Origin of the sequence: Lysinibacillus sp. fls2-241-R2A-57 (assembly GCF_030209535.1) — a bacterium.
In the GTDB taxonomy this organism is placed as follows: domain Bacteria; phylum Bacillota; class Bacilli; order Bacillales_A; family Planococcaceae; genus Lysinibacillus.
In genome coordinates this window covers 1-9545 of record NZ_JARVRU010000138.1, presented here as the reverse complement: position 1 = coordinate 9545, position 9545 = coordinate 1, and the positions used below count along the sequence as shown (strand labels likewise).

At 38.8% G+C, this 9545-nt stretch carries 9 protein-coding genes; 3 read left to right on the top strand and 6 right to left on the bottom strand.

What is annotated here, in order from left to right; translation table 11 throughout:
• Positions 1–412: 412 nt before the first annotated feature.
• The gene (locus QRN68_RS19605; RefSeq protein WP_285398584.1) at positions 413–1279 is read left to right on the top strand and encodes a GNAT family N-acetyltransferase; all 867 of its coding nucleotides are present in this window, start codon (positions 413–415) and stop codon (positions 1277–1279) included.
• An 87-nt stretch (positions 1280–1366) separates the two neighbouring features.
• Here the strand turns inward: QRN68_RS19605 and QRN68_RS19600 are convergent, their stop codons facing one another.
• Both QRN68_RS19600 and QRN68_RS19595 read right to left on the bottom strand, forming a co-directional pair.
• Positions 1367–1777, bottom strand: coding sequence for a hypothetical protein (locus tag QRN68_RS19600; RefSeq protein ID WP_285398583.1), 411 nt, complete (start codon positions 1775–1777; stop codon positions 1367–1369).
• A gap of 669 nt (positions 1778–2446) precedes the next feature.
• Entirely contained in the window at positions 2447–3022 is a 576-nt protein-coding gene (locus tag QRN68_RS19595) for a TetR/AcrR family transcriptional regulator (RefSeq protein WP_285398582.1), read from the bottom strand.
• Between the two features lie 151 nt (positions 3023–3173).
• Here QRN68_RS19595 and QRN68_RS19590 point away from each other — a divergent pair, with 151 nt between their 5' ends.
• Positions 3174–4643 (top strand): MDR family MFS transporter, encoded by a 1470-nt coding sequence (locus QRN68_RS19590; RefSeq protein WP_481817473.1) that lies wholly within the window; start codon positions 3174–3176, stop codon positions 4641–4643.
• A 746-nt stretch (positions 4644–5389) separates the two neighbouring features.
• Here the strand turns inward: QRN68_RS19590 and helD are convergent.
• Entirely contained in the window at positions 5390–7621 is a 2232-nt protein-coding gene (gene helD / locus QRN68_RS19585; RefSeq protein WP_285398580.1) for an RNA polymerase recycling motor HelD, read from the bottom strand.
• A gap of 163 nt (positions 7622–7784) precedes the next feature.
• Between helD and QRN68_RS19580 the strand changes: the two genes are divergently transcribed.
• Positions 7785–8504 (top strand): glycerophosphodiester phosphodiesterase, encoded by a 720-nt coding sequence (locus QRN68_RS19580; protein ID WP_285398579.1) that lies wholly within the window; start codon positions 7785–7787, stop codon positions 8502–8504.
• Between the two features lie 15 nt (positions 8505–8519).
• On the opposite strand, the gene QRN68_RS19575 is transcribed toward QRN68_RS19580, so the two are convergent.
• The 3 genes from QRN68_RS19575 to QRN68_RS19565 form a co-directional block, all read right to left on the bottom strand.
• Positions 8520–9002, bottom strand: coding sequence for a hypothetical protein (locus QRN68_RS19575; RefSeq protein WP_285398578.1), 483 nt, complete (start codon positions 9000–9002; stop codon positions 8520–8522).
• 97 nt (positions 9003–9099) lie between these two features.
• Positions 9100–9267 carry a hypothetical protein gene (locus QRN68_RS19570; protein WP_285398577.1) on the bottom strand — a complete coding sequence of 56 codons (168 nt, stop codon included), beginning with the start codon at positions 9265–9267 and terminating at the stop codon, positions 9100–9102.
• Positions 9264–9545, bottom strand: a 282-nt coding sequence (locus QRN68_RS19565; RefSeq protein WP_285398576.1) for a hypothetical protein, incomplete at its 5' end; no start/stop codon positions are given. The genes QRN68_RS19570 and QRN68_RS19565, both read right to left, overlap by 4 nt.

Sequence of the window (9545 nt, the reverse complement as noted above, 5' to 3'; positions counted from 1 at the left end):
GCGGCAAATGTTTTATCTGTGCGAAAGCGTAGCGTCAGCAACAAAGCGCCCAGTCAGAACGGAAATCAACCACACGTTTTGGTGAAGAGCCGAATAAAAACTAAAAATAAGAAGTGTTGTTTGTCTAATAAAAAAGTTGATTGGACGCCCCCCACACTAGATGAGCCATAATTGATTATAAAATAAAGGCATTTGTTGACGATAAATAAAATGTAAATCTAATTATATGGATCTATAGTTTCTAGTTAGTTTTAGTCATTTTATAGATGGACAGTAGTAAAAATCTGTTTGACTTTTCTGTTATTTAAAGTGAAATTGCTGATTATTAGAAGTTACAATTATATTTTGTTGCCAGCTTATTTTATTTCTTGCTAAAATAGGGCAATAGTCAGATACAAGAACGGAGTAAAGAATGAATATTTCGGTGATTACAGTGTCTTTTCCGTTAGATGGGGAAACATTAAATGAATTAAAATTATTATGTGAAGAAGCGACTACACATGACTATCGTGTATATGAAACTGCTATGAGTTTACCTATGGCGAGTTCCTTTGAATCGAAGGGCTTTATGGTACTTGCTTATGAAGACGACAAAGATATGTTAGTTGGCGCAGCAAGTGCAATAGATTTAATGGGCCTTCATACATATGAATGGTCTTTAGTTGTCACACCTACATACCGTCAAATGGGAATTGGAACCGCTTTAGTTGAGGTTTTACAAGCCGGCCTTAATGAGCGTGGCGCAGAAGGGCAATTGGCGGTAGTGATAGATGGCTCACCTTTTGGACACACATTTATTGAAAAGAAGGGCTTTACATATAGCTTTTCAGAGGCAACTTTAGAAACAAGAGCAGAGTCAGTAGAATTAAAGGATGATATCGAAATTATTCCTTATGCAGGTGAACAGGCAGAGCTGATTGCCATCTATAGTGCAGCATTTGGAGATCTACCTGAAGAGTCTGAGGAGCTAATCGCTTTTAATACGTCAACGACTGGAAGAAAACTATGGGTAGCACGTAAAGACGGAGAAGTTGTTGGAACAGTGACGACTGCCCAGGAAAATGAAATTCAATGGGTAACAGCATTGGCAGTTCATCCAAATTGTGAGGGGCAAGGGATCGGTACTGCGATGCTTTCGTTTTCTAAGGATTATGCGAGCAAAATTGGTGCGAAATTCGTCATGCTGGATGTAGAAATCGACAATAGAAAGGCGCTTTCTGTTTATGAGAAGGCAGGCTTTATGAAGGCTCAGCAAATAGATTATTTCGTAAAACAATAAGTGAAGAGTGAGGAGTGTGCTTTATGCATCGCTCCTCACTTTTTTGTGCCTGCAGAAGCAGAGAATTTCCAGATGCAGATAGAACGACTACATAAAAGGATCGATAAGTCTTTCTTTCAAAGGAAATGCCAAGAAAATATCATTCGATTCTGGAATAAAAGGTTGAAAAGAAGGTTGAAAAGAATACGCGTGATAACGCAATAAACGGTTTATCAAAATATGTTCAAAAGTAAGCAAAGATTGATTTGCATCTTTTCCTGGAAGGTTTTGGCTTAATAAGACAATAATTGTTAAGAGATAAAAGGATGTCCTTTTTTCGTTTCTTAAATGGAAAAATTTTAGCTCATCACCAAAACGTGTGGTTGATTTCCGTTCCGACTGGGCGCTTTGTTGCTGACGCTTCGCTTTCGCACAGAGCAAAGCTTCCTGGGGGCGTCCGATGAGCCGCTTCACTCGCGTTGCTCGCTCCAGGGTCTCATCTGTGACGCTGATCCCCAAGGAGTTGCCCAACCAGAACGAAGGAAGGCTTACAATACCGATATAGTGGGAATGTTTCCCCTCTGACCGAAGATGCTTCTGTACAGATTTATCAAAAGGAAACAAAAAACAGTGAAGTAGTCAATATTTCTGATACATGGGAAACGAGCGAGGACGGGCTTTATTTAGAAGTGAGAGCAGGAACCGCTAAGGCTGACGCTTATGCAGGAGTGATAAAGTGGGAACTACAAAATGTACCGCCGAATCGATAGCAGAAGGTAGATGATTTTAAACTGAACAGGTTATTTGATGTGTGATTCGAATTTTACCATGAGCGATGCGAAAAATGGCAGTTCCTTTATTCAATTGGCATGTTGGACAAGTGCTTCACATGTAATCAACCAAATTAATTAAAAGTCTACGCCAAAGAAAGTTCTCATATACTGAGCACTTGAATACAAAATATTACCACAAAGAGAGATGTATCATTCATTTGATACATCTCTCTTTGGTTAGCAAAAAATGTTCTAAAACACGTATATAAAGTCTAAACGCCCTTACTAAGAGTTGTGAATGACATTTGTTAAAACGTATGCCATATATAAGTTGATTGGAGTGAAGACTAGACGCACCCAAGAAAGAGCCCAGTCGGAACGGAAATCAACCACTTGTTATGGTGGTGATCCAATTTTATTCCTTTTCAAATTGAAAAATATCTTGATTAATCATTGCATGAAAGTATTGATCCATTTCTTTTGCTGAAACTTCATTTCTATTTTGTAACCACCATGCACTTAACGTTGTAATGACACCTGAGTGGAATTCGATAATTAACTCAGATGGTATCGTATGATTTTTACAAATTCGTTGTAATTCTTCATTTTCTTGTTTCTTCATTTCTCGAGTTTGATAAGTCATAAAGTTGATAAACTGTTCATCATCCATTTGCGACTCTAATATTTTACCAATCTCTTTATGATGTAAGAATTGTTCTATCACTTGAAATGGCTTCGTTAATCGATCTAAAAGTGGTACTGTTAATGCTTCTTCTTGATTTTGTCTAAGACCAAATGCCAATAATGCATTTTTATCCTCAAAATGTTGATAAAATGTTGTTCGATGAACCATCGCACGATCACAAATCTGATTAATAGTAATGGAACTATATTTCTGTTTTGATTGCGTCATTAATTCAAATAAAGCTTCCCACAATAGTTTATGTGTACGTCTAATACGTAAATCCAGTTGCCTCTCATTACCTTTCATCTACACTTCTCCTATTCTGTAGTTTAATTATACAATTGTTGAAAATTGATTCTTCTCTTTTAATCTACACATGTATATTATATTACTTGTGTTCTTTTGTATACACATGTATTAATAGTCAAGACGGCAGGAGGAAAGTTAATAAATGAATATGACGACTACGAGTTCTACTAGTAGCAAAGTTGATCTTTCTACTATTAGACATAAACCAATAATAATCGCATTAATGTTAGGGGCAATGGTCGCGCTTTTAAACGAAACATTACTTGGTAATGCTTTAACCGTACTAATGAGAGAATTTGATGTGACAGCTTCAACCATTCAATGGCTTACGACAGCCTACATGTTAGTTGTTGGCGTTTTAGTACCGATTACAGCCCTACTTCAACAATGGCTCACAACAAGACAAATGTTCTTAACCGCCATGATTACATTTTTAGTCGGTACCTTGATTGCTGGGGTTGCACCGACATTTAGCGTTTTATTAATCGGTCGTATTGTCCAAGCAATCGCTACTGGATTAATCTCACCGTTACTAATGAATACGATTTTAATTATTTGTCCACCTGAAAAACGGGGTGCCACAATGGGCTTAATCGCACTTGTTATGATGTCTGCTCCAGCAATTGGCCCTACCTTATCTGGCGTTATCGTTGATTCACTTGGTTGGCGCTGGTTATTCTACTTTGTTATTCCTGTAGTCATCATTGCCATCTTAATTGGAATGAAGTATCTTCAAAACGTCTCAGAGTTAACACGACCAAAAGTGGATTATATATCTATTGTTCTATCGACAGTAGGTTTCGGTGGTATTGTGTATAGCTTTAGTTCTTCAGGTGATTTAGGATGGTCAGATCCTAAAGTTTATGTCACTTTAATGATTGGGGTTATAGCGTTAGCCATTTTTGTTGTTCGTCAATTAAAAATAGATAATCCAATTTTAGAACTACGCGCGTTTAAATTTCCAATGTTTACTTTATCAGTTGGGTTAATATTCATCGTCATGATGTCTCTGTTCTCAACGATGACATTATTACCGATGTTTTTACAAACGGTTTTACTTGTGACAGCCTTTAAATCAGGGCTCATCATGCTACCAGGAAGTATTATTAGCGGCATTATGGGACCGGTTGCAGGTAAATTATTTGATAAATTAGGGCCGAAAATTATTATTATCCCAGGTATTGGGCTAGTTGCCGTTGCAATGTGGTTATTCAGTGGCATTAACGCAGAAACAACATTAACACAAATTATCTTGATGCACAGCGTATTAATGGTTGGACTCATGTTTGTCATGACAGTACAAACATATGGTTTAAATCAATTGACACCCGAGCTTTATCCACACGGTACAGCGATCTTTAATACGTTATCACAAGTAGCTGGCGCAATTGGAACAGCTATATTTATAGCAAAAATGACGACAGGTACAGCAAACTATATGAAAAATTCAGCAAATCCAATGGATCCAGTAGAAAATTTAAATGGTTTAACAACCGGCTTCCAAGGAGCATTTACGCTTGGGTTAGTCTTTATAATTGTTGCCCTCGTTGTATCGTTTTTCTTGAAAGGGAAGAAAAAGGAAGGTGCGATCGCACAGCCTTTAACTAATGAAAGTTAGAAGAACAACCTAAATTTTGTATTGTCATTTAAGTTTCTAAAATTGATTTCTCCCGCTTTTTAAGGTTTTGACCAGTTATGTCCCGGCCTCTATATTTTTATTAATTGGGTGATTTTGGATAATTAGAATTCACTTTAATTTCTTTGACAAAATATGGACAACTATACAAACAGATGTAAATATAAATGCATGCATTAATGCTTCATACAAAGGGTATTTTTGATAAAAAGATAGAATAAGCAGCATGACGATAAAAAACAAACTATAAAAAATCAACTTTTTTTTCATGTTCCACCTCTTAATGTCGGAGTCAATTTAAGTTGTTTAAAAAGATGGAGTGAAATTGAGTTTCTATTCCATCTTTTGTGTTTGTCAGTATATTATCTTAGGTGGGATGGCATCTAAATCTACCACATTATTTTATATGTAATTTTGTGGTAAAATAGGTAATGTTGAGGATGGTTAACGGATGAAGTGCTTAGTCGAAACGGAAATCAACCCCACGTACTGATGAACCTTTTTATCATAAATTTGTAACTATCTTCATATAGTATCAGTAAGCCTATGAAAGGAGTCGTTATCATGCGTATGCCGGCACTGCCTAAAAAAAAGTCTCCTCCAAAGGAAGCACCTCGTTCGTGGTGGAAGGTTGTTAAAGCGTATTTATCCAGAGGAAAGTTTTACCGTTTACCACCTCGGAATTGATAATTCTATTAAAAAAAGTCGCCGTGAAAGTAGCGACTTTTTTATTCATTTTCTAATAGAAAAGTATTTTTTGTTGGGCCAACTAAGTATAACTCATGCATTGCTCGAGTGAGTGCCACATAAAGTAGCTTTCGATCAATTTTCGTATCGTAGAAAGGGACATCGAAGGCAGCTACGATGACGGCATCAAATTCAAGGCCTTTAGCTAAATGACTCGGAACAACGAGCAGTAATTCCTGATTGATGGACTCATTTTCAGTTAGGAGCTGAGCAGCAATCTTATTGTTTATTAATTCTTGCTGCATAGATTTTGCTTCTGCAGTAGTTTTACAAATTAAAGCAATGGAATGATGTCCGTTGGATCGAATGGCTTCAAAAATTTCTTTTATTTGCTGAGCATTAAAAGATTGTGCCTGTATAAAGGTTGGCGCATTGCCGTGACGAACCACGGGCTCAACTAATGGAAGCTGTTCATCCATTTGTGCTAAAACCTTGTTCGCTACCTCCATAATTTCAATTGTTGTTCGATAGCTTTTTTGAAGTGTTCTGAAGCTTGCTCGAGGAAATAGATTTTGTACGGGCTCCCAAGCAGTAAGAGATCGATAGCTGTGAATGCCTTGTGCTAAATCACCAACCATTGTAAACATATCCGTTTCAAGTCCTGTTTTTAAAGCAGCAAGCTGAAATAAACTATAGTCTTGTACTTCATCGATGAAGACAACCCGCATTTTCCATTCGTCTGGAATTCCTTTTAAACGTGCTTGTAAATAATAAAGTGCAGCTAAATCTTCAAGCACCCATCGTTCTTTAACATGTACTTGTAAAAATTGCTGTTGCTCAAGATGATGCCACTCTGGTGCAAGCTCTGCTAAAAGCTCAGCATTTGTTAGAAGGGTGCGATAGAGAGTTTTAATATTATGTTTAGCAAAGCGACGCATATAAACAGATACTGTGGATTTAGCCTCTTTCTCAATAGCAGGAATACGTTCATCACGTTCGTCAATAAACTTAGTAACAATGCGACGACGTTTGTCATCATCACGAATTCCATTTAATGCTTTCCCAAGCGCTTCATCATATTTTTTATGGAGCATATTTAAAATAGCCTGTTTCTTTTGACGGACATGGCTTGCTAGCACCTTTTTAATATGAGCTAGTCGTTTTTCAATTGGCATATAAGAAAATTCATATAAAAATAGCTTCTTTAAATGAGAGGCACGCATAATACAATATTTCTCAATAAGAACATCCTCAAACTGGTTAGCAATTTCCTGCTCGATTTTTAGGACGTATCGTTCTATTACATCTCGGTAATAAAGAGAGCCCTTCATTTCAGATATCCAGGAAATTGACTGTTGGGGTCCTCCTGCAACAAGAGATTCTAATTGCTCATTAGGGTTTTGAAGTTTCAGCTTTAGCTTAGTCGCAGCTAGAACATAATCAGTAAAGGTTGTTTGGCAAATTTTATCGACACCGAGCTCTGGTAAAACGTCGCCAATATAATCGATAAATAACTTATTCGGTGCTAAAATCATGAGCTGCTCAGGATTAAAATGCTCGCCCATTGTGTAGAGGAAGTAAGATATTCGGTGTAGGGCAATTGTTGTTTTTCCACTACCAGCAGCCCCCTGTACGATGATAGGCTGACGAAGATGTGCTCGTATAATTTCGTTTTGCTCCTTTTGGATGGTGGAGACGATTTCTGTCAAACGCACATCTGCTTTCCCAGCTAATGCTTCTTGCAGTAATTCATCGTTTGTTGTTAAATCAATATCCCGTATATCGAGCAATTCACCATTTTCTATTTTATATTGTCGCTTGGCAAATAAATGTCCCTTATTGATCTCTCCGCGAACATCATATTCCATATCCCCAAGGCGACCATCATAATAGACGTTTGCTACTGGTGAACGCCAATCGACTATAATAGGTTCGTGGGTTTCTCGATGAAACAAAGAGGTTTTACCGATATAAAGAAATTCTTCAGGATCTCCAGTCTTTTGAAAATGAATTCGGGCAAAGTATGGCTTTTGTTGAACAGCCTGTAAGCCTTCTTTTTGGTTTCGAGCCATTTCAAAAAATCGAGCATTTGCTAAGATATTTAAGTAACCCAAACTTGAATCTAAATAATCAAGATCTGCCATCGACTTACGAATATTTTCCTGAGCAGATTGCAAACCGCTTTGCGATTCATTTAAAATTTGCTGCATGTAATTTTTGGTGTAAGTTAGCCGTTCCACTTCAGCCTGAAAATCTGGATGTTGTGCAGTCATTTTTTTAGCACCTCCTAAGTACTTACATTTTCAAGTAGATTATCATACTACTATATATAATATTTACCATCAAGTGAAATTGTATTAGGTTTAATTAGGGAAAAGAGAAAAATGGCCCGCCAGCAATCTGTTAAGGGGTGGGCGAAATAGGAGGTTATCAAATTTGAATATTTTTGCCCATAGAGGCGTTTCTGCACATTACCCTGAAAATACTATTGCTGCTTTTGTAGCTGCATCAAAGCTTCCGATTACCGGGATTGAACTAGATGTTCATTTAACAGCGGATAGGGAGCTAGTCGTTATTCACGATGAAATGATTGATCGCACATCTAACGGTTCTGGCTACGTAAAGGACTATACGCTACAAGAACTTCGTGCATTTGACTTTGGTTCATGGTTTTCTTCTGAATTTGAGGATGAAAGCATTCCAACACTAGGTGACATATTAGAGCTGTTCGCAGGTACAAATCATCGCATTAATATTGAACTAAAAACAGATATATTTCCATATAACGGTATAGAAGCTCTTGTAATTAAAGAAGTTGCCGCATACCAAATGACAGAGAGAGTGATTATTTCCTCCTTTAACCATGAATCGATTCAAATCATCTCACAAAGGGCACCATATATCGAAAAAGCGGCCCTGTTTGCAGAAATTTTAGTTGATTTTAACGGCTACACAGCTCAAATCCCAGCAAATGCTATACATGTCAGCTTACCCACAGCATTTCGGAAATCAGTTAAAGAAGCTCTTAATGAAGGAGCTATTGTACGTGTATATACAGTCAATGATGTCGAAGACGCAAAGCAACTGCAGCAGCTCGGTGTACAGGGACTATTTACAGATGACCCGGAGAAAATAGTATCTGGGTTGACTGTTTAATTGGAAGGGAAGAGGTTAGAGGGGCGGAAAGAGATTAGAGCGGCGGATAGAAAGGTCAGAGTGACGGAAAGAATAGCCGGAGTGACGGATAGAACTGGCAAAGCGATGGATAGAAGAGTCGGAGTCGTAGATAGAAACGTCATAATCGTGGATAGAACAGCCAAAATCGTGGATAGAACCGTCAAAATCGTGGATAGGACCGCCATAATCGTGGATAGAACCGTTAAAGTCGTGGATAGTCCCGCTAAAGCGGCGGATAGGGCCGGCAAAGCGGTGGAAAGAACTGTCAAAGTGACGAAAAGAAGTCAGAGCGACGGATAGGACCGTCATAATCGTGGATAGAACAGCCAAAATCGTGGATAGGACCGTCAAAGTCGTGGAAAGAACCGTCAAAGTGATGGATAGTCCCGGCAAAGCGACGGAAAGAAGAGTCGAAGTGACGGATATAAAGGTCAAAGCGACGGAAAGACCCGGCAAAGCGGCGGAAAGAACTGTCAAAGTGACGGATAGAAGTCAGAGCGACGGAAAGAAGAGCCGAAGCGACGGATAGAAATCAGAGCGACGGAAAGAAGAGCCGAAACGATGGATAGAAAGGTCAAAGCGACGGAAAGAAGGGCCGAAGCGACGGAAAGAAATCAGAGCGACGGAAAGAAGAGCCGAAGCGACGGATAGAAAGGTCAGAGCGACGGAAAGAAGAGCTGAAGCGACGGATAGAAATCAGAGCGACGGAAAGAAGAGCCGAAACGACGGATAGAAAGGTCAAAGCGACGGAAAGAAGGGCCGAAGCGACGGAAAGAAATCAGAGCGACGGAAAGAAGAGCCGAAGCGACGGATAGAAAGGTCAGAGCGACGGAAAGAAGAGCCGAAGCGACGGATAGAAATCAGAGCGACGGAAAGAAGAGCCGAAACGACGGATAGAAAGGTCAGAGCGACGGAAAGAAGAGTCGGAGTGACGGATAGAAAGGTTAAAGCGACGGATAGCCCCACCAAAGTCGTGGATAGAACCGTCAAAATCGTGGATAGCCCCGCCAAAGTCGTGGA

What these genes read in the sequence shown, in the direction of transcription:
- QRN68_RS19605 (WP_285398584.1), top strand. Translation starts at nt 413, where the DNA reads ATGAATATTTCGGTGATTACAGTGTCTTTTCCGTTAGATGGGGAAACA.
- QRN68_RS19595 (WP_285398582.1), bottom strand. Translation starts at nt 3,022, where the DNA reads ATGAAAGGTAATGAGAGGCAACTGGATTTACGTATTAGACGTACACAT.
- QRN68_RS19590 (WP_481817473.1), top strand. Translation starts at nt 3,174, where the DNA reads ATGACGACTACGAGTTCTACTAGTAGCAAAGTTGATCTTTCTACTATT.
- helD (WP_285398580.1), bottom strand. Translation starts at nt 7,621, where the DNA reads ATGACTGCACAACATCCAGATTTTCAGGCTGAAGTGGAACGGCTAACT.